The sequence below is a fragment of the Variovorax boronicumulans NBRC 103145 genome, from assembly GCF_001591345.1.
In the GTDB taxonomy this organism is placed as follows: domain Bacteria; phylum Pseudomonadota; class Gammaproteobacteria; order Burkholderiales; family Burkholderiaceae_C; genus Variovorax; species Variovorax boronicumulans.
Genome location: NZ_BCUS01000076.1, coordinates 13050 through 30566, shown reverse-complemented (window position 1 = coordinate 30566; position 17517 = coordinate 13050). Strand labels below are relative to the sequence as shown.

General features: G+C 69.6%; 18 protein-coding genes. 6 read left to right on the top strand and 12 right to left on the bottom strand.

What is annotated here, in order from left to right; all coding sequences use genetic code 11:
- Nucleotides 1-148: 148 nt before the first annotated feature.
- The 5 genes from VBO01S_RS20635 to VBO01S_RS20615 are packed head-to-tail and all read right to left on the bottom strand — an operon-like array spanning nucleotide 149 to nucleotide 4604.
- Complete coding sequence (locus VBO01S_RS20635) at nucleotides 149-859, bottom strand: ABC transporter ATP-binding protein (protein ID WP_062478690.1); 711 nt, start codon at nucleotides 857-859, stop codon at nucleotides 149-151.
- Entirely contained in the window at nucleotides 856-1605 is a 750-nt protein-coding gene (locus VBO01S_RS20630; RefSeq protein WP_062478687.1) for an ABC transporter ATP-binding protein, read from the bottom strand. Before VBO01S_RS20630 ends, VBO01S_RS20635 begins: the two co-directional genes overlap by 4 nt.
- Complete coding sequence (locus VBO01S_RS20625) at nucleotides 1602-2534, bottom strand: branched-chain amino acid ABC transporter permease (RefSeq protein WP_062478684.1); 933 nt, start codon at nucleotides 2532-2534, stop codon at nucleotides 1602-1604. The genes VBO01S_RS20630 and VBO01S_RS20625 overlap by 4 nt, the downstream gene beginning before the upstream one ends.
- A complete protein-coding gene (locus tag VBO01S_RS20620; RefSeq protein WP_062478682.1) occupies nucleotides 2531-3409 on the bottom strand; it encodes a branched-chain amino acid ABC transporter permease in 879 nt (292 codons plus the stop codon). The genes VBO01S_RS20625 and VBO01S_RS20620 overlap by 4 nt, the downstream gene beginning before the upstream one ends.
- Nucleotides 3410-3413: 4 nt before the next feature.
- Nucleotides 3414-4604, bottom strand: coding sequence for an amino acid ABC transporter substrate-binding protein (locus tag VBO01S_RS20615; protein ID WP_062478679.1), 1191 nt, complete (start codon nucleotides 4602-4604; stop codon nucleotides 3414-3416).
- Nucleotides 4605-4816: 212 nt separating this feature from the next.
- Here VBO01S_RS20615 and VBO01S_RS20610 point away from each other — a divergent pair, with 212 nt between their 5' ends.
- Nucleotides 4817-5776, top strand: coding sequence for an AraC-like ligand-binding domain-containing protein (locus VBO01S_RS20610; RefSeq protein ID WP_062478676.1), 960 nt, complete (start codon nucleotides 4817-4819; stop codon nucleotides 5774-5776).
- Here the strand turns inward: VBO01S_RS20610 and VBO01S_RS20605 are convergent.
- On the bottom strand, nucleotides 5748-6677 hold the full coding sequence (locus VBO01S_RS20605; protein ID WP_062478673.1) for a class I SAM-dependent methyltransferase: 930 nt from the start codon (nucleotides 6675-6677) through the stop codon (nucleotides 5748-5750). The genes VBO01S_RS20610 and VBO01S_RS20605 overlap by 29 nt on opposite strands.
- Before the next feature lie 90 nt (nucleotides 6678-6767).
- Between VBO01S_RS20605 and VBO01S_RS20600 the strand changes: the two genes are divergently transcribed.
- From VBO01S_RS20600 to VBO01S_RS20580, 5 genes are all read left to right on the top strand, one after another.
- A complete protein-coding gene (locus tag VBO01S_RS20600; RefSeq protein WP_255221158.1) occupies nucleotides 6768-7754 on the top strand; it encodes a LysR family transcriptional regulator in 987 nt (328 codons plus the stop codon).
- A 207-nt stretch (nucleotides 7755-7961) separates the two neighbouring features.
- On the top strand, nucleotides 7962-8687 hold the full coding sequence (locus tag VBO01S_RS20595; RefSeq protein WP_062478671.1) for a hypothetical protein: 726 nt from the start codon (nucleotides 7962-7964) through the stop codon (nucleotides 8685-8687).
- 49 nt (nucleotides 8688-8736) lie between these two features.
- On the top strand, nucleotides 8737-9213 hold the full coding sequence (locus VBO01S_RS20590; protein ID WP_062478668.1) for a hypothetical protein: 477 nt from the start codon (nucleotides 8737-8739) through the stop codon (nucleotides 9211-9213).
- Between the two features lie 92 nt (nucleotides 9214-9305).
- Nucleotides 9306-9914 (top strand): flavin reductase family protein, encoded by a 609-nt coding sequence (locus tag VBO01S_RS20585; protein WP_062478665.1) that lies wholly within the window; start codon nucleotides 9306-9308, stop codon nucleotides 9912-9914.
- A 5-nt stretch (nucleotides 9915-9919) separates the two neighbouring features.
- Complete coding sequence (locus VBO01S_RS20580) at nucleotides 9920-10339, top strand: hypothetical protein (protein WP_062478662.1); 420 nt, start codon at nucleotides 9920-9922, stop codon at nucleotides 10337-10339.
- Here VBO01S_RS20580 and VBO01S_RS20575 read toward each other — a convergent pair.
- Genes VBO01S_RS20575 through VBO01S_RS20550 form a run of 6 tightly spaced genes read right to left on the bottom strand, consistent with a single transcriptional unit; the run spans nucleotide 10320 to nucleotide 17443 of the window.
- Nucleotides 10320-10880 carry a methyltransferase family protein gene (locus tag VBO01S_RS20575; RefSeq protein WP_062478660.1) on the bottom strand — a complete coding sequence of 187 codons (561 nt, stop codon included), beginning with the start codon at nucleotides 10878-10880 and terminating at the stop codon, nucleotides 10320-10322. The genes VBO01S_RS20580 and VBO01S_RS20575 overlap by 20 nt on opposite strands.
- A 29-nt stretch (nucleotides 10881-10909) precedes the next feature.
- Nucleotides 10910-11668 (bottom strand): SDR family NAD(P)-dependent oxidoreductase, encoded by a 759-nt coding sequence (locus tag VBO01S_RS20570; RefSeq protein ID WP_062478657.1) that lies wholly within the window; start codon nucleotides 11666-11668, stop codon nucleotides 10910-10912.
- 10 nt (nucleotides 11669-11678) lie between these two features.
- On the bottom strand, nucleotides 11679-13730 hold the full coding sequence (gene paaZ / locus VBO01S_RS20565) for a phenylacetic acid degradation bifunctional protein PaaZ (protein ID WP_062478655.1): 2052 nt from the start codon (nucleotides 13728-13730) through the stop codon (nucleotides 11679-11681).
- A gap of 58 nt (nucleotides 13731-13788) precedes the next feature.
- On the bottom strand, nucleotides 13789-14520 hold the full coding sequence (locus VBO01S_RS20560; protein WP_062478652.1) for an ABC transporter ATP-binding protein: 732 nt from the start codon (nucleotides 14518-14520) through the stop codon (nucleotides 13789-13791).
- Nucleotides 14517-16418 (bottom strand): branched-chain amino acid ABC transporter ATP-binding protein/permease, encoded by a 1902-nt coding sequence (locus VBO01S_RS20555; RefSeq protein WP_062478649.1) that lies wholly within the window; start codon nucleotides 16416-16418, stop codon nucleotides 14517-14519. The genes VBO01S_RS20560 and VBO01S_RS20555 overlap by 4 nt, the downstream gene beginning before the upstream one ends.
- Complete coding sequence (locus VBO01S_RS20550) at nucleotides 16415-17443, bottom strand: branched-chain amino acid ABC transporter permease (protein WP_062478648.1); 1029 nt, start codon at nucleotides 17441-17443, stop codon at nucleotides 16415-16417. The genes VBO01S_RS20555 and VBO01S_RS20550 overlap by 4 nt, the downstream gene beginning before the upstream one ends.
- Nucleotides 17444-17517: the final 74 nt, after the last annotated feature.

Sequence of the window (17517 nt, the reverse complement as noted above, 5' to 3'; positions counted from 1 at the left end):
GTGGCCGCAGGGGCGCGCGTGGCGATGCCGCCGTCCAGCGGGTTGCGGCGCTCGAAGGTGGCTCCGCCGGTGGCCGCGCGGCGTTCGCCGTCGATGAGCATGGAGATGTCGGTCATGGGTGTCCTTTGCAGAAAAGAGGAAGAGGGGGTCAGGCCACGCCCAGGTAGGCCTGGCGCACGGCGTCGGAATGCAGCAGCGCCTGCGCTTCGCCCGAGACGACGACGCGCCCGCGTTCGAGCACGTAGCCGCGGTCGGCGGCCTGCAAGGCCTTGCGCACGTTCTGTTCGACCATGAGCACGGTCACGCCCTGGTCGGCGATGCGGCGCACGATGGCGAGCAGTTCGTCGACCATGCGCGGCGCCAGGCCGAGCGAGGGCTCGTCGAGCATCAGCAGGCGCGGCCCGCTCATCAGGGCGCGCGCCACGGCGACCATCTGCTGCTCGCCGCCGCTCATGGTGCCGGCGAGCTGCGTGGCGCGTTCCTTCAGGCGCGGAAAGTCATCGAAGGCGCGCGCGAGCCGCTCGGCGCGCAGCCGCGCGGGAATGAGCCAGCCGCCGAGTTCGAGGTTCTCGGTGACGGTCATCTGCGGGAACAGCTGGCGGCCCTCGGCCACCAGCGCCAGGCCGCGCCGCACGCAGGCGGTGGCATCGGCGGACGGCAGCGCCGCACCGTCGAGCACCGCGTCGCCCGTGCGCGGCAGCAGCCCCGCGAGCGCCTTGAGCAGCGTGGTCTTGCCCGCGCCGTTGGGCCCGAGCACGACGGTGACGCCGGGCGTCACGTCGAGGTCCAGGCCCTGGATGACCTGGAAGCCGTGGTAGCCGGCCGCAAGACCGCGCACGGTCATCTGGGTGGTGCTCATGCCGTGGCCTCCATCTCGTCGCCCAGGTAGGCCTCGACCACCTCGGCATTGCGCACGACCTCGGCCGGCGTGCCGTCGGCGATCTTGCGGCCCTGGTGCAGCACCAGCACGCGCTCGACGTACTTCAGCAGCGTGGTCACCGCGTGCTCGATCCACACGACGGCGAGGCCGTGGTCGTCGCGCAGGCGGCGGATGCGCCGCGCCATGGCATCGACCTCCGCCTCGGTGAGGCCGGCCGCCACTTCGTCGAGCAGCAGCACGCGCGGCCGCGTGCCGAGCGCCATGCCGATCTCGAGCAGCCGCTGCTGCGAGGGCGTGACGTCGGCCGCGACCTGCGTCGCGAGGCCGCCCAGGCCCAGCATGTCGAGGATCTCGCCGGTGCTGCCCAGGCCCGCGATGGGCGCGCGGCGCCGGCCCGCGAACTGCATGCCGAAGCGCACGTTGTCTTCGAGCGTCATGTCGGCCATCACGCGCGGCGTCTGGAAGGTGCGTGCGATGCCGTGCGCGGCGTACAGGTGCGGACCGCGCCGTGTCAGGTCGACATCGCCTTCCACCAGCAGCCGGCCCGACGTGGGCATGACCACGCCCGAGATCGCATTGAAGAAGGTCGTCTTGCCCGCGCCGTTCGGGCCGATGATGCCGACCAGCTCGCCCGCGTGCAGCGTCGCGCTCACCGCATCGACGGCGGTGAGCCCGCCGAAGCGCACCGTGAGGTCGCGGGCTTCGAGAAGTGGCGTGGCCTTCATGGCGCATGCCTCCGCAACGCCGCCGCCTTGCGCTGCCACAGCGACGCGAGGCCGTTGGGCAGGTACATCACGCACAGGATGAGCAGCAGCCCCAGCACCATCATGTAGCCGTAGGGCAGCTGCAGCCGCAGCGTCTCCGACAGCAGGCTGAACACGATGGCCGCGGCCACCGGTCCGCCGATGCTGGCGGCCCCGCCGATCATCGCGATCAGCACGGTCTGGAAGCCGATGAAGGGGCTGAACACGGCCGCCGGTTCGATGTAGGTCCAGCGCACGGCCATCGCCGCGCCCACCGCGCCGGCGAAGGCGGCGGTGAGCGCAAAGCCGGCGATCTTCACGCGGCGCGTGTCCACGCCCAGCGTCTGCGCACGCTGCTCGTCGGCGCCGATGCCGGCCAGCGCCAGGCCGAAGCGGCTGCGCTTCACGAGCAGCGCCGTGGCAATGGCCGCGCCCGCAATCGCCAGCACCGTGAGGTACACCGTCTCGTTCGACGGCACCACCGTGAGCACGCGCCCCACGGTGCCAGAGACCTGCTTCTCGACGAAGGTGACGGCATGGCGGATCAGCTCGGTCATGCCGAAGGTCAGCACCGCGAAGTAGGTGCCGCGCAGGTGCAGCACGGCCGCACCCATCAGCACCGCCACCGCGCTCGCGATGGCCGCGCCGCTCAGGATCACCAGCGGCCAGGGCAGCACCTCGAGCAGCGTGGCGCTCGCATACGCGCCCAGGCCGAAGAAGGCCGAGGTGGCCAGCGACAGGTAGCGTGTGGCACCGCAGAACAGCGACCAGCTGGTGGCCAGCGCGATGTACATCAGGCAGCCGAGCGCGACCGAGGCGATGAACTCGCTCGCGACCCATGGCACGGCGGCCGCCAGCGCGAGGCCGATGCCAAGCACCCACCACGGTTTGTTTTGAAAGAGGGAATTCATCTTCTGGAGAACAGTCCGTTGGGCCGCCAGATCAGCACGCCGATGAACACGGCGTACGACAGCAGCATCTTGAGCGAGGGGCTCGTGTAGTACATGCCCAGCGCTTCGACCACGCCCAGCAGCAGGCCGCCGACGAGGCTGCCCGCGATGCTGCCGAAGCCGCCGAGGGTGATGACGATCAGCGCCGTCACGGTGTAGGGCTCGCCCATCGAGGGCGAGATTTCGTAGGTCATCGACAGCAGCGCGCCGGCCACGCCCGAGAGGCCGAGGCCGATGCCGAACATCAGCGGGTGCAGCCGCTTCGTGTTGATGCCCACGAGCTGCGCGCCGGTGGGCGACTGCATCAGCGCGCGCACCGCCTTGCCCAGCAGCGTGAGCTTGAGCAGCGCGATGAGCACGAGGCTCAGCGCCAGCGCCACGCCGAACAGCACCAGCTTGTTGGCGGTGAAACGCATCTCGCCCAGCTGCACCGGCTCGGCCAGGTAGTCGTAGCCGCGCAGGTCGCCGCCCCACACGAGCAAGGCGGTGTTCTGCACGAAGAACATGAGGCCGAAGCCGACCATCAGGCTGCGCGCCTCGAACACGTCGACGTTCGGCGCGCGCGCCGCCACCTGCCGGAAGCACAGCCAGTGCACCGCCATGCCCAATGCCATCAGCAGCACGAAGGCCACCGGCATGAACACCAGCGGCGAGATGCCCAGCGCCGTGTGCGCCCACCAGGTGAGAAAGGCACCGAGCATCAAAAACTCGCCGTGCGAGATGTTCATGATGCGCATCAGCCCGTACTGCAGGTTCAGTCCGATGGCGACCAGCGCATAGATGCCACCCGTGATCAATCCGCCGGCCAGGAGCTCGGCCCATCCAGAGAACGACACGCTGTTATTTCCAGGCCGGCTTGGGCATCAGTTGCGCGGTGGCGCGGTCTTTGGGCCACACCACTTCGAAGTCGCCGCCCTGCCACTGCGACACGGTGCCGGGGATCGACGCGTTCTCGCTGCCCTCGAAGCGGATCGGCCCGAGGATGGTCTTGAACTCGTTCTTCGCGATCTGCTCGCGCAGTGCCTTGCGGTCGAGGCCCACTTTCTCCACCGCCTGCTGCAGGATCTGCAGGCCGGCCCACGCGTGGCCGCTGGCCCAGCGGTCGGGCTCCTTGCCGAACTTCTTCGTGTGCGCATCGAAGTAGGCCTTGGCCTCGGGGCTGGTCTTGCCGTTCCACGAGCCCATGCCGATCACGCCCTCGGTGTTGGCGGCCATCACGTTCTTGTAGAGCTGGAAGGCCGTGCCCACCGAGGCGTAGAAGTACTTCGGGTTGAAGCCGACCTCGCGCGCCTGCCGGCTCGCCAGGATGGTGTCCGGCGGGTAGGTGATGCCGATGAAGGCGTCGGGGTTCAGGTCCTTCATGGTGCGCAGCACGGGTGCGAGGTCTTTCACGCCCAGCGGGTAGCTCTTGCGGTCGAGCACCTGGATCTGCGTCTTCTTCAGCGCGTTGTTCAGCGCCGCGAAGTTCTCCAGGCCGAACAGGTCGTCCATGTAGACGATGGTGATCGTCTTCACGTTCTGCGCCACCAGCATGTCGACCAGCGCACCCATCATCTTGTCGGGCTGCTGCAGCAGCGAGAAGAAGAAGGGCAGGCGCATGTCGATGAGCTTGCGCGACAGGGCCGTGGGCGCGAGCAGCGGGTAGCCGAAGCGGTTGGCCAGCGGCGCGACCGCGAAGTTGGCGCCCGATCCCCAGGGCGGCAGCACGAGGTCGACCTTGTCGCTGCCCATGAGCTTCTCGAAGGTGCGCACGCAGGTCTCGGTCTCGCTGCGGTCGTCGTAGCCAATGAGCTCGATGGGGCGCTTGGTGCCCTTCACCGACAGGCCACCCGCGGCGTTGACCTGCTCGGCCCATAGCAGGTAGTTGGGTTCCTGGCTCACCTGTGCGCCTGCGGCCCAGGGGCCGGTGCGGGCGATGGCGTAGCCGATGCGAACGGGCGCGCCTTGCGCGAACAGCTGCGGCGCGACGGCGGCCGCGCCCAGCGCGGTGGCCGTGCCCTGGATCCAGTGGCGGCGGGTGGGGTGAAGCATGGAGGTCTCCTTCCGGGCGTCGGTATGCGCCCGCTGACCGGGATCGTAGAAACGCACGCCCTTTGCCGCTGTGCCCGCCGCGCACAAAGCACTTGACGCAGCGTGCAGGCGCCTAGTGGTTAACCCGCAAAGGCGAGGGCTTTGCGGGCACTCCACAATGCGCGGCATCCTGCTGCCGTGTTGCAATCTTTCGTCTTCACTGCTTTCGCCCCATGACCGCGTCCCTGCTCCTGTCCACCGACGCCATCCCGCCGAAGGAACGCGGGCCGCTGTGGTGCGAGTGGGTGTGGCGCCACTTCGGCGGCCTCGGCTCCGACCTGTACGGCGACAGCGATTTCGACGGCCACCTCGCGTCCTCGCACGCGGGCGACGTGATCCTCACGCGGCTCGAGGCCAACCGCCACCGCGTGCTGCGCACCCCGCAGATGGCGCGCCTGAGCGATGCGCCGTACCTCAAGATCGTCGCGCCCTGGCAGGGCTCGGCCGAGGTCACGCAGCGCGGGCGCGCGGCGGCGGTGCGCGCGGGCGGCTGGACGCTGTACGACACCACGCTCGACTACACCGTGGCCAACCCCGAGCGCAGCGACCACCTCATCGTGATGCTGCCGAAAGACCAGATCGCCTCGCCCGCGCTGCCGCTGGGCGACCTCGTGGCGCGGCGCATCGGCGGCGACAGCGGCATCTCGCGTGTGGCGCTGGAGACCATGCGCAACACCTACCTGGAGCTGCCCCACATGAGCGAGGCCGCCGCGCGCGGCGCGGGCGAGCTGCTGATCCAGCTGGTGCGCCTGTCGCTCATGGAGCTGGCGGGCCGCAGCACCGCCCAGACCCAGCGCGAGGCACTGAAAGACCGCATCCACCGCCACGTGGCGCAGAACCTGCGCGACCCGGCGCTGTCGATCGACGGCATGGCGCTGGCACTGCGTTGCAGCAAGCGCCTGCTGCACCAGGCCTTCGCGGGCGACGACGACACGCTCACCGGCTACATCCAGCACCAGCGGCTGGCGGCCAGCATCCGCGACCTGATCGACCCCGCGAACGCCGCGCGCTCCATCACCGACATCGCGCTGGGCGCGGGCTTCGGCAACCTCTCGCACTTCAGCCGCGTGTTCCGCGCGCACACGGGCGGCAGCCCGAGCGAGTTCAGGCGGCAGGCGATGGTGCCGCGCTGACGATGCGCGCGTGCGCGATGTGCGCCGCGCCGGCCGGCTGCAGGCCGTTGCGCCCGGCCGGGTCGTAGCGCGCCAGTGCTGCGTGGCCGTCGATGTCTTCGAGCAGATCGAGTCCGGTGCCGCGCAGCAGCGCCGCCAGCGTCTTCGGATCGAAGCCCGACAAAAACTCTTCGCCGACCGAGGCCACGTCGCTGCGCAGCTTCTGGAAGGCCTCGGTGCCGGAGGGGCCCGCGTGCAACGTGGCCTCGTCGATGTAGGTGAAGACCAGTTCGCTGCCGGGCGCCGCGCAGGTGGCGATGTCGCGCAGCGCGGCAAGGTTGGCCTCGCGCGTCAGGTACACCGTCACGCCGAGCCACGAGAAGAAGGTCGGCTGCGCGGCGTTGAAGGGCGAACGCGCGAGCGCCGCGCCGAGGCGTTCGGCCGACAGGTCCGCTTCGACGAAATGCACCGATGCGGACGGTGCCACGCCGCAGGCCGCGAGGCGCTGGCGCTTCAGCGGCTGCGTGGCCGGGTGATCGACCTCGTAGATGGCCAGGCCCTGCGCCCACTCGGGGATGCGGCACACGAAGCTGTCGAAGCCGGCGCCGATCAGCACGTACTGGGTGATGCCGCGCGCGACCGCGTCTTTCAGCGCGTCTTCCGTGTAGCGCGAACGCAGGATCACGTCGGGGTAGGCGGCGTTGGCGCGCATCGCGTCGTCGAGCGCTGTGTCGGGTGAGTCCGTCGAGGTGGCGTCGCGCCGTGCCAGCGCGCGTTCGCGAAAGGCGGCGCGCACGCTGTCGGGCACCAGGCGCTCGCCCCACGGGTCGTCCAGCAGCGGCGCAGGCGCGCTGCGCGAATGGATGGAGCGCATGAGCGCGGTGGCGAGGGCGGTGCGGCTGGCTTGCGAAGAAGGATTCAAGGGCGGGGCTCCAGTGGTGCGAGGGCGCGAAGTTTCAACCCGCACGAGGCGTCTGTACAGTGCATTGTTCAAAGCAATGACCTGCACGAAATGAATTCCATGGACCTGAACCTGCTGGCCGCACTCGACGCGCTGCTGAGCACCGGCAGCGTGAGCGCGGCGGCCGAGCGCATGCACCTGAGCGCGCCGGCCATGAGCCACACGCTCGCGCGCATCCGCGAGGCGCTGGGCGATCCGATCCTCGTGCGGGCCGGCCGCAAGCTGGTGCCGACGCCGCGCGCGGTGGCGCTGCGCGATCCGGTGCGCCGCCTGATCGCCGACGCGCGCCTGCTGATGCAGCCCGATGGCGGCGTGCCGCTGTCGCGCGTGGCGCGCGAGTTCACGGTGCGCGCGCCCGAAGGCATGGGCATCGTCTACGGCGCGACCTTGCTGGCCGCGCTGCGGCGCGACATGCCGTTGGCGCGCCTGCGCTTCGTGCCCGAAAGCGACAGCGATGCGATGGCCCTGCGCGAAGGGCGCATCGATCTCGACGTGGGCACGCTGCCCGACAAAGGGCCGGAGACGCAGACCGCGTTGCTGTACGAGCAACGCATCGTCGGCGTGGTCGGGGCGGGGCACGAACTGCTCAAGGCGCGCGTCACGCCCAAACGCCTGGCGGCCCAGCAGCATGTGGCGGTCACGCGGCGCGCCAGGTCGGTCGAGCCCCTCGACAGCCTGCTCGCGGCACAAGGTTGTGCGCGGCAGATCGCATTGACCGTGCCCAGCGCCTATGGCGCGCTGATGGCCGCCGCGCGATCGTCACTGGTGGCCTGCGTGCCCGAGCCGCTCGCGCGCACCGTGGCCGCGAGCCTCGGCCTGGCGATGTTCAAGCTGCCGGTGGCCGTGCCGCCCGAGCAGGTGCTGCAGGCCTGGCATCCGCGCGATGAGGTGGACCCCGCGCACCGTTGTCTTCGCAATGCGGTGGCGGCCGTGTCGAGAGACGCGCGCTTCGGTCCGCTCACGGGCCGCGACGCGCAGGCCCCGATGCGCGGGCGCGCACTGGCCGCACACCGCGCGCTGCTTGCAGAGTTGCCATGAATGCTTAAGCAGCGCTTGTGTCGAAGCGGGCATCAAACTTAAATCTTCTTGGTTAACTGGTTTCGCAACGAGCGTTGCCGGCTCAAAAAAAAGATGCTTTAACGCATTCGCAGCCTCGAGAGCGACGCTTCCCGCTGGTATGGTCGTGCGCGCAATTCAGCTCCACGCCACCACGCCCGTTGTCGACGCATTGGGTACTTGCTTCACATGCCCCTTCGTCACGACCGCATCTTTCCGCGCTACGCGTTCTACTGTGTGCTGGCCGGCCTGGCCGCGATCTATGTCTTCTGCGCCATGGTGCTGGTGCCGGCCAGGATCTACATCCTTCCGTACCTCATCACGCCGGACTTCGTGCGCTACAAGGGCGCCTTCTTCGTGCTGGTGCTGGCGATCCCGGCCGCGATCTACCTGATCTGCTGGAAGGGCAGCGATTTCTTCGCGTGGCTGCGCACCCTGCAGGTGCTGACGCTGACCGCGCACGGCCTGCAGCTGGGCACGCAGACCATCGCCTTTGCCGACGTGACGCGGCTGCGCCATCGCCACAACCGCAACCACCTGCTGCTCACCACCCGCGATGGCCAGACGCTGCGCCTGCGGCTCGACCTGTGGGACGACCCGTACGCGCTCGTCGCCGAAGTGGAAGAGGCCGTGGGCGAGGTGCTGCGGCACGACGTGGAGCGGCGCCTGCATGCGGGCGACACCGTGCCCTTCGGCGCGCTGGCCCTCAATGCCGAAGGGCTGGTGCACAAGGGCCAGCTCATCGCGTGGTCGAGCATCGACACGATCCGCACGCAGTCGGACGCCGAAGCGATGGATGTCGACGAGCACCTGCTCATCGTTGCCAACGGCAAGACCCGCAAGATCGATCGCTCGAAGATCGACAACGAACCGGTGCTGATGAGCTGCCTCATGCAGCGCCTGCCGTCGGCCTGAGCCCCTTTTCTTTTTCTTTCTTCAATCTCCAAAGTACAGCGACTCCAAAATGGAAATCTACAGCTCCGCCAGCCAACAGGAAAAAACCCGCCAGGACCGCCCCGTCTTCTACTCCCGCACACGGCTGATCGCCGGTGCCACGCTCTGGGTGGTGGTGGCGGTCGTGCTCGCTGTGCTGTGCATCCGCGCGCAGGACAAGAACATCGGCATCCTCATCGCGGCGGGCTTCGGTCTGCTGGCCGCGTGGCTGGCCGTCAAGTGCATCCGCACGCTGGCCAACATCGCAACGCCCGCCTTCGTCATCGGCCGCCAGGGCCTGACCTTCGAGAACGGCCTGCTGCTGCCGTGGCACAACATCGTCGAGAACACCTGGGTCAACCAGGACTACATGGGCATTCCCATCGGCAAGCAGATCCAGATCAAGACCGACCTGCCCAAGCCGAAGGCCCGCGTGCTGCGCCGCGCGACCGCGCTGGAGATTTCGGGCGACGAGTACCTCGCCCTGTGCGACGCCTATGCGGCGTGACGGGCAACAACCGCGCGTTTGAGCAGCCCGGCGCCTGCTGGTAGGCTGGCGGGCCGCCATCCTCCGGGCTCGCTTTCGCGGGCCCCACGCGCATGAACGCCACTCACCGCCGGCCGGTTTCGTTGAACAAGGCCTACCGTCTCCTGAACCACGGCCCGACCGTCCTCGTGAGCGCCGCGCACGATGGACGGCGCAACATCATGGCCGCGGCCTGGGCCATGCCGCTGGACTTCGATCCGCCCAAGGTGGCGGTCGTGCTCGACAAGAGCACCTGGACGCGCGTGCTGCTCGAAGGCGCGGGCACCTTTGCACTGCAGGTGCCCACGCGCGCGCAGCTCGACCTGACCGAGGCGCTGGGCAACAGCTCGGGCCGCGAGATCGCCGAGCGCGACGGCAGCGACAAGTTCGCCGCCTACGGCCTCTCGACCTTCGCGGGCGACGCCACCGGCACGCCGCTGCTCGAAGGCTGCGCGGCCTGGCTCGAATGCCGGCTGCTGCCCGAGCCGCCGATCCAGCAGCGCTACGACCTGTTCCTGGGCGAGGTGATCGCGGCGCAGGCCGATGCGCGCGTGTTCTCCGAAGGGCGCTGGCATTTCGAAGGACACGACGAGCTGCGCACGCTGCACCACGTGGCGGGCGGGCACTTCATCGTCGATGGCGAGGCGGTCGATGCGAAGGCGCTGCCGCGCCTGGCGCCGTAGCCTGCATGCCGGACCTGAACCAGATCATCACCGTCGCCGCCTACAGCCTCATGGGCCTGCTGGCGGCCATGATGGGTTCGCTGGGCCTGGCCGCGCTGTGGACCTGGCGCGACTGGCCCGGCGCCGACCGCCTGACCGGCCTGGCTGCGCGGCTGGCGATCCTCACGTGGATGGTGGGTGGCGTGATGCTGATCGTCGGCGGGCTGGCGATGGCCGGCCTGGCGACCTGGGTCATCTTCTGGGCGTCCAAGCCGCTGCCGTCCACGGTGCTCGGTATCGCGGGCTACGTGGCGTCGCGGGCCGTGCTCGTGGTCATGGCGGTGCTGCTGGTGCGCAAGGGCGGGCTGGTTCTCGCGGCCTGGTGGGGCGCAAGGAAAGAAGAGGGCGCGCTCGAAGCGCCCGGCGCTACAGCACGAAAGGAATGAAGCGCCGCGTGCCGCGCATGTACGCGCGGTAGTCGTCGCCGAAATGCGCGAGGCATTCCTTTTCGTCGCGTAGCGCCGTCAGGAAAAGGAACAGCGTGGCCATCAGCACCAGCGCCAGCGTGAGCCAGGTGAACTGCTTGAGGAAGGCGCCCCAGGCCAGCAGCATCAGCGCCGTGTACATCGGGTGGCGGATGTAGCGGAAGGCGCCGGTGGTCACCAGCGCCGAGGTCTTTTCAAAACCGTACAGGGCCGGGTCGTCGTTGCGCGCCTCGCTCGGCTTGCCCTGCGCCTTGAGCAGCCGCACCGCGTGGATCGGCAGCCAGATCGACAGCGCCAGCAGCACGCACGAGAGCAGCTGCGTGAACGAGAGCGGATCGACATGCCACACCGGCAGGTTCAGCACGATCAGCACCAGCATGCATTCCCACGCGAAGAAGCGGTAGAAGCCGTGCGAGCCGGGCTGGCTCAGCGGCCCGCGCGACACGTACAGCAGCGCGGCCGTGCCGGCGACGAAAAGGATAAGCTGGAACCAGAGGAGCATGGCGGCCGAATTTACACGGCCCGCAAGACTCAGCCGGAGATCGAAAACCCGCCGTCGACCGGGATGGCGGTGCCGGTCACGTAGTCGGAGGCGGCGCTGGCCAGGAACACGGCGGTGCCTGCGATGTCCGAGGGCTGGCCCCAGCGGCCGGCCGCGGCGCGCGCCTTCACGCGCTCGTACAGGCCCGGGATCTGGGTGCGCGCGCCGTCGGTCAGCTCGGTCTCGAACCAGCCCGGCAGGATGGCGTTGACCTGGATCTGGTCGACCGCCCACGAGAGCGCGGTCGACTTGGTGAGCTGCACGATGCCGGCCTTGCTCGCCGCATAGGCCGGCGCGTAGGGCGCGCCGAAGATCGACATCATCGAGCCGATGTTGATGATCTTGCCGCCGCCCGCGGCCTTGAGGTGCGGGTGTGCGGCGCGGCTGCACAGGAAGGCGCTGGTGAGGTTGGTGTCCATCACCTGGTGCCACTCGGCCAGCGCGAGCTGGTCGACCGGCTTGCGCACCGTGGTGCCGGCGTTGTTCACGAGGATGTCGAGCCGGCCGCAGCGCGCGGCGACCTCGTCGAAGGCCTTCTGCACCGAGGCTTCGTCGGTCACGTCGAGCGCGAGCGCGAAGCTGTCGCTGCCTAGTGCCTTCAGCGATTCGACCGCGGCGGCCGACTTCTGTGCATTGCGCGCCGCAACGATGACGCGGGCGCCGGCCTTGGCGAGGCCCTGCGCCATGCCGAGGCCGATGCCGCCGTTGCCGCCGGTGACGAGCGCGACTTTTCCTGTGAGATCGAACATCAGGTGGAGCTTAGGTGGTGGTGGGTTTCTTGGAGACGAGCGTCAGGATATCGTAGCTCGCGACCAGCTCGCCGAGCTGGTTGGTCACCTCCACGTCCCAGGCCACCACGCCCTGGCCCTGGCCGCTCGCGTCCTTCTTGTTGCGGTCGATCTTGCGCTTGCAGGTCAGGCGCGCCTGGATGGTGTCGCCGATGCCCACGGGCTTGACGAAGCGCAGCGTGTCCAGGCCGTAGTTGGCCAGCACCGGGCCGGGCGAGGGCGACACGAACAGGCCCGCGGCCGCCGACAGCACGAAGTAGCCGTGCGCGATGCGCTTGCCGAAGGGCGAGGCCTTGGCCGCCTCTTCGTCGAAGTGCATGTAGAAGTAGTCGCCCGAGATGCCGCCGAAGGCGACGATGTCGGCTTCGCCCACGGTGCGGCGGTGTGTGAGCAGCGAGTCGCCGATGCGCAGTTCCTCGAAGTAGCGGCGGAAGGGATGCACCTCACTCTCGCACAGCGCGGCGCCGCGCACGTGCTCGCCGGTGACGGCGGCCAGCATGGTGGGCGAGCCCTGCAGCGCGGCGCGTTGCAGGTAGTGCTTCACGGCGCGCAGGCCGCCGAGCTCTTCGCCACCGCCCGCGCGGCCCGGGCCGCCGTGCTTCAGCACCGGCAGCGGCGAGCCGTGGCCGGTCGATTCGGCGGCGGCCTCGCGGTCGAGCACGAGCAGGCGGCCGTGCCACGCGGCGGCGACCGGAATGGCCTTGGCCGCGGTGGCCGGGTCGCGCGTGACCAGCGTGCCCACGAGGCTGCCCTTGCCGCGCGCGGCCAGTGCCAGCGCTTCGTCGATGCCGTCGTATGGCATGAGCGTGCTGACGGGGCCGAAGGCCTCGACGTCATGCGCCGCATCGTGTTCGAGCGGCTTGCGGCTCAAGAGCAGCGTGGGCGCGAAGAACGCGCCTTCGCCCACGCCGTCGCCCACGGGCGAGAAGCCGTCGCGTGCACCGTACACCAGCTCCGCGCCCTGCAGCAGCGTGGCGACGCGCTCGGCCACGTCGGCTTGCTGGTCGCGCGAGGCGAGGGCGCCCATGCGCACGTCTTCGCGCGAGGGGTCGCCGATGACGGTCTTGGCCAGGCGCGCGCGCAGTTTCTCGGCCACGGCATCGAGGTGCTGGCGCGGCACGATCGCGCGGCGGATGGCGGTGCACTTCTGGCCGGCCTTGATGGTCATCTCGCGCGCCACTTCCTTCACGAAGAGATCGAACTCTTCGTCGTCGGGCGTCACGTCGGGCGCGAGGATCGCGCAGTTCAGCGAGTCGGCCTCGGCGTTGAACGGGATCGACTGGCGCACCAGGTTCGCGTTCACGCGCAGCTTGGCGGCGGTGTCGGCCGAGCCGGTGAAGGTGACGACGTCGGGCCCTTCGAGGCGGTCGAGCAGGTCGCCCGTGCTGCCGATCACGAGCTGCAGGCTGCCTTCGGGCAGGATGCCCGACTGCACGATGAGCTTCATCAGCGCCTCGGTGAGGTAGCTGGTGGCCGTGGCCGGCTTGCCGATGCAGGGCATGCCCGCGAGGAAGCTGGGCGCGAACTTCTCGAGCAGGCCCCACACCGGGAAGTTGAAGGCGTTGATGTGCACCGCCACGCCGCCGCGCGGCACCAGGATGTGCGTGCCCGCGAAGCCGCCCTTCTTGCCGAGCGGGAAGGCCGGGCCTTCGTGCACGAGGTTGCCCGAGGGCAGCTCGTTGGTGCCGATGCTGGCGTAGGCGCTGAGCGTGCCGGCGCCGCCCTCGATGTCGATCCATCCGTCGGCGCGCGTGGCGCCGGTGTGGGCCGACACGGCATACAGCGCTTCCTTGTTCGCGGCCAGGTACTTGGCCAGCGCCTTCAGGCGCTCGGCGCGCTGCTGGAAGTCGAGCTTCATGAGCGCGGGGATGCCGACGCGGCGCGCGTGCGCCAGCGCCTCGGCGAAGTCGATGGCCTCGGCGTGCGTGCTCGCCACGGCCTGGCCGTTGACGGCGCTGCGCAGCGATTGCGCGGCTTCCTGGCCGATCCAGCGGCCGGCGATGTAGCTTTGAAGGGTGGTCATGGCGCGTGTCCTTTGAAGAGGGAAGGCGCAGCGGCGCGGTGCGCGCGCTGCGCGGGGGTCATTTCTTGTTGCCGATGCCCAGGTAGGTATCGATGATTCGCTGGTCGTGCAGCAGATCGCCGGCGTTGCCTTCGAGCGCCACGGCGCCCATCTCGAGCACGTAGGCGCGGTCGGCCACCTGCAGCGCGGCGCGGGCGTTCTGTTCCACCAGCAGCACTGAGACGCCGTGCTTGCGCAGTTGCGACACCACGCGCAGCACCTCGCGCACCACCAGCGGGGCCAGGCCCAGCGAGGGCTCGTCGAGCATCAGCAGGCGCGGGCGCGCCATGAGCGCGCGGCCGATGGCCAGCATCTGGCGCTCGCCGCCCGAGAGCGTGGAGGCCATCTGCGGACGGCGTTCCTTCAGGCGCGGAAAGATCTCGAAGATCTCGTCCATGCGCGCGCGCTGGTCGCGCTGGCCCTTGCGCCACTGGTAGAAGCCGCCGAGCAGCAGGTTGTCTTCGACCGACATCTCGCCGAACAGCTCCCGCCGCTCGGGCACCAGCGCCACGCCGCGCGCCACCATGGTCTCGACGCCGGGGCGCGCGATGCGCTCGCCGTCAAGCGACAGCTTGCCGGTCGACTGCAGCAGGCCCATGGCCGCGCACAGCAGCGTGGTCTTGCCGGCGCCGTTGGGGCCGATCACGGTGACGATCTCGCCTTCGTTCACGTGCAGGCGCACGCTGTGCACCGCCTCGACGGTGCGGTAGGCGACGCAGAAGTCTTCCAGTTGAAGAATGGGATGGCTCATCGGGCGTCTTCCAGCAGTTCGTCGTCGGCGCCGCCCAGGTAGGCCTCGAGCACGCGCGGGTTGGCCTGCACTTCGGCCGGCGTGCCGGTGGCGATCACGGTGCCGAACTCGAGCACGGTGATGCGGTCGGCGAGGTTCATCACGAACTCCATGTCGTGCTCCACCACGAGGATGCCCAGGCCTTCGGCGCGCAACTGGCCCAGCAGCTCGGAGAGCGCGCGCTTTTCCAGGTGGCGCAGGCCGGCGGCGGGTTCGTCCAGCAGCAGCACCGACGGCTGGCCGGCGAGCGCACGTGCAATTTCGACCACGCGCTGCTGCCCCAGCGAGAGCGAGGCGGCCGGCGTGTCGGCGTGCGCGCCGAGGCCGCAACGCTCGATCTGCTTGCGAGCTTCGGCCATCAACGCGGCCTCTTCGGCGCGGTCCAGTCGCAGCATGGCCGCAAGCCAGCCGCGCCTGGCGCGCAGGTGCGCACCGAGCGCCACGTTCTCGACCACGCTGCGCTGGCCCAGCAGGCGCACGTGCTGGAAGGTGCGGCCCAGGCCGCGCGCCGCGAAGGCGCGCGAGGGGCGGCCCGACATGGCGTCGCCTTCGAGCCGCACTTGGCCCGAACTGGGGTCGTCCACGCCCGAGATCATGTTGAAGAAGGTGCTCTTGCCCGCGCCGTTCGGGCCGATCAGCGCGTGGATCTCGCCGGCCTTCAGCGTCATCGAGATGTCGTTGTTGGCGATGAGGCCGCCGAAGCGCTTGCTGACCGCGTCGGCCTGCAGCAGCAGCGTGCCCGCCGCCGGCAGCACGCGCTGCGCGAGCTGCGCCGCCGGTGCGGCTGCGTTGGCTGCAGGTGCCTTGGCCACCGGCCGTACCCAGCGGCTCACGAGCCGCGCCAGCGTGGGCCACAGGCCATCGGCAAAGCGCTGCAGCACGAACAGCATCAGCAGGCCGAACACCACCACCTCGAAGTTGCCGCTGGTGCCCAGCAGCGCGGGCAGGATGTCCTGCAGCTTCTCCTTCAGCAGCGTGATCAGCGTGGCGCCGAGCACCGCGCCCCACAGGTGGCCTGCGCCGCCGACCACCGCCATGAACAGCATCTCGATGCCGATGTTCAGGTTGAAGGGCGTCGGGTTCACGAAGCGCTGCATGTGCGCGTAGAGCCAGCCCGACACGGCCGCCAGCAGCGCGGCCAGCACGAACAGCTTGATGCGGTGGCGCGCCGTGTCGACACCCATCGACTCGGCCATGAGCCGGCCGCCCTTGAGCGCGCGGATGGCGCGGCCTTCGCGCGAGTCGAGCAGGTTGTGCAGCGCCCACAGCGCCAGCAGCAGCACGGCCCAGATCACCACGCCGAGCGCGCGCGGCGAGGCCAGCGAGATGCCCGCCACCACCAGCGGCGGCACGCCCGTGATGCCGGTCTGGCCGCCCAGGAACTCCATGTTGCCGAGCAGGAAGTACAGACTCAGGCCCCAGGCGATGGTGCACAGCGGCAGGTAGTGGCCCGACAGCTTGAGCGTGACCGCGCCGAGCGCCCAGGCCAGCGCGAAGGTCAGCACCAGCCCGAGCAGCAGGCCGAGCCACGGCACCAGCGCCGAACCGGCGATGCCGCCCAGCCAGCCCGCGGCCGTGGGCGAGGTGCAGATCCACGCGGTGGCATAGGCACCCATGCCGACGAACGCGGCCTGGCCGAAGGAGGTCATGCCGCCCACGCCGGTCAGCATGACCAGCCCGGCGGCCACCAGCGCGTACAGGCCGATGTTGCTGAGCACCGCGACCGTGAAGTCGGGCAGCCAGCCCCAGGCCAGCGCGAGCGCGACGATGCACACCAGCGTGAGCGTGCGCGGCGTGACCAGCGGACGGCCGGCGTGCGCGGCGGTGGCGGGCGAAGATGAAGTCGACGGCGCGCTCATTCCTCGTCCTCCACGTGGTGGCTGCGCAGCGAACGCCACCACAGCACCGGAATGATCAAAGTGAACACCAGCACTTCCTTGTACGCGCTGGCCCAGAACGAAGAGAAGGCCTCCAGCAGGCCGACCAGCAGCGCGCCCGCGAGCGCCAGCGGGTAGCTCGCGAGCCCGCCGACGATGGCGGCCACGAAGCCCTTCAGGCCGATGAGAAAACCGGTGTCGTAGTAGACCGTGGTGATCGGTGCGATCAGCAGGCCCGACACCGCGCCGATGAGTGCCGCAAGCGCAAAGCTCAGGTCGCCCGACAGCTCGGTGGGAATGCCCGAGAGCCGCGCGCCCACGCGGTTGATGGCGGTGGCGCGCAGCGCCTTGCCGACCATGGAGCGGCCGAAGAACCAGAACATGGCGATCACCAGCAGCAGCGTGACGCCCACCACCACGAGCGACTGGCCACTCACGGGGATGCCGCCGATGTCGAAGCGCACGTCGGAGAACGGCGTGGTGCGCGAACCTTCGGCACCGAAGAAGAACAGGCCCAGGCCGACCAGCACGCCGTGCAGCGCGACCGAGACGATCAGCAGCATCAGCACCGTGGCGTCGGCCAGCGGGCGATAGGCCAGGCGATAGAGCAGTGGGCCCAGCGGCGCGATCAGCACCAGCGTGGTCACCGCCTGCATCGTCATCGACGTGGGCTTGAGGCCCAGCACCAGCACCGCGGCGATCGCCGGGAAGGCGACGCACCAGGTGAAGGCCGAGCGCCAGTCGATGGTCGCGCCGCGCTTCCAGCGCCACACCTCCACGGCCAGCGCCATGACGCCCAGCGCCACCAGCAGCCACAGCGTGGCCGGCGTGCGCCCGCCCTGCAGCGCCGCCATCGAGAGCGCGCCGAAGGCGACGAACTCGCCCTGCGGAATGAAGATCACGCGCGTGACCGAAAACACCAGCACCAGCGCGAGCGCCATCAGTCCGTAGACCGCGCCGTTCACGATGCCGTCCTGCCCCAGCAACAGGGCAATCTGCAAGTCCATATGAAAACCTTCGGGCGGGGCCCGTGCGTCAGATCAGATCAAGAGCGACCGTCGTTGCGGTCGTTGCCACAAAC